General features: G+C 67.5%; 2 protein-coding genes. Both read left to right on the forward strand.

All coding sequences use genetic code 11. The features are described from left to right. Positions 1–346: 346 nt before the first annotated feature. Positions 347–997, forward strand: a complete 651-nt coding sequence (locus tag QMX81_RS20815; RefSeq protein ID WP_121038474.1) for an SCO family protein — start codon at positions 347–349, stop codon at positions 995–997. Then, entirely contained in the window at positions 994–1,836 is an 843-nt protein-coding gene (gene asd, locus QMX81_RS20820) for an archaetidylserine decarboxylase (RefSeq protein ID WP_121038477.1), read from the forward strand. Before QMX81_RS20815 ends, asd begins: the two co-directional genes overlap by 4 nt. Positions 1,837–1,891 lie beyond the last annotated feature (55 nt).

Here is a 1,891-nt window from a genome sequence, read left to right on the forward strand (position 1 = left end):
GGGCGGGACACGCCGTGACCCCATCCCGGGGGGCTCGACACGCGGCATCCATGCCGCTTGACGGTCCCGCCCTCCCACCCCCGCCACGCCGTTGACAGTGGGTTGGTTCTTTCGGGAACAGCCAAGGCCAAGGCGATAGCGCACGAATTACGCATCGAAGGCGTTTTTTGTAGTGCCGAGCCATGCTCGGCATTTCGCCAACAGCAATCCGTGCCCTGCCCCAGACGCTGAGGTTTCGATGCTCGGCTGTGCAATTGGCACTGCTTACCCACCCGTGCCGACGCCCCTCCCGACAATCCGGCGTGGCTGCCTCTATCATGGTGGCCACTTCCGGGACGGGGCCCTTATGTTCAATCGCAATGTCGGCATCATCCTGCTGATCGCCCTCGCCGCCGGGCTGGGACTGGTCGTGGCGCAGAAGGTCTTCGCGCCCAAGCCGGGCGGTGACCGCCCCGCCACCGAGTCGATCACCTTCTATCCGCAGCCGCGCCCGCTGCCCGATTTCAACCTGGGCCAGTCCGACGGCACCCGGCTGATCCCGGGCGAGCTGAAGGGCCACTGGACCCTGGTGTTCCTGGGCTTCACCTTCTGCCCGGATGTGTGCCCGACCACGCTGGCCGATCTGGCCCAGGCCCAGAAGCAGTGGGAAGCCCTGCCCGAGACGCTGCGCCCGCGGCTGGTCTTCATTTCGGTCGATCCCGAGCGCGATACGCCGGCACGGCTGGGCGAGTACGTGCATGCGTTCCATAAGGACACGCTGGCCGCGACGGCCGATGTGCCCTCGCTGGAGCGTTTCGCCACCTCGCTGGGCTTCGTGTTCCAGAAGGTGCCGGGCAAGCACTTCGATGAGAATCCCGAGGATTACACCCTCGAACACTCGGCCAGCCTGGCCGTGCTGGATCCGGAAGGCCGCTTGGCCGGTCTGATCCGCCCTCCTTTCCAAGCGCAGGCCATCGCCCGCGACCTGCAACTGCTGACCGAGAAATCCGCCCCATGAGTTTGATGACCACGCTGAGCTACGCCCTGCCCCATCGCCTGCTGTCGTCCATGGCGCGCAGACTGGCGTACTCCAGCAACCCGCGGGTCTCGCGCTGGCTGATCGACACCGTAACCGCCAAGTTCGGCGTGAATCTGGCCGAAGCCGCCAATCCGGACCCGCGCAGCTACCCGACCTTCAACCAGTTCTTCACCCGGGCGTTGAAGCCGGGCGCGCGCGTGGCCGATGCCGATCCGCGCACGCTGGTGATGCCGGCCGATGGCCGGATCAGCCAGCTGGGCAAGATCGAGGATGGGCGCATCTTCCAGGCCAAGGGCCAGTCCTTCACCGCCGCCGAGCTGCTGGGCGATGCCAAGGATGCCGAGGTCTTCCACCACGGCCTGTTCGCCACGGTGTATCTGTCGCCGAAGGATTACCACCGCGTGCACATGCCGTGGACCGGCACGCTGCGCGAGACCGTGCACGTGCCGGGGCGGTTGTTCAGCGTCGGCCCGGCCGCGGTGAACAGGGTGCCGGGGCTGTTCGCCCGCAACGAACGCCTGGTGTGTCACTTCGATACGGACTTCGGCCCGATGGTCTCGGTGATGGTCGGCGCGCTGCTGGTCTCCGGCGTGGAGACGGTGTGGGGCGGCGAGGAGATTCCGGCCTACGGCGATACGATCACGCGCAAGGATTACCGTGGCAAGGGCATCACCCTGGAACGCTTCGCGGAGATGGCGCGCTTCAACTACGGCTCCACCGTGATCGTGCTGCTGCCGCCGGGGGTGGCCGAGTTCGCGCCGCACCTGGATGCCGAGCATGCGGTTCAGTTGGGGCAGGCACTGGCGACCCTGAAGTAACGGTAGTGGGGGGGCGGGGGCGGGCGCCGCGGGCGGCGGCGGGGGGCGGGCCGCC

Source organism: Stenotrophomonas sp. PS02301 (assembly GCF_029959485.1).
In the GTDB taxonomy this organism is placed as follows: Bacteria; Pseudomonadota; Gammaproteobacteria; order Xanthomonadales; family Xanthomonadaceae; genus Stenotrophomonas; species Stenotrophomonas maltophilia_Z.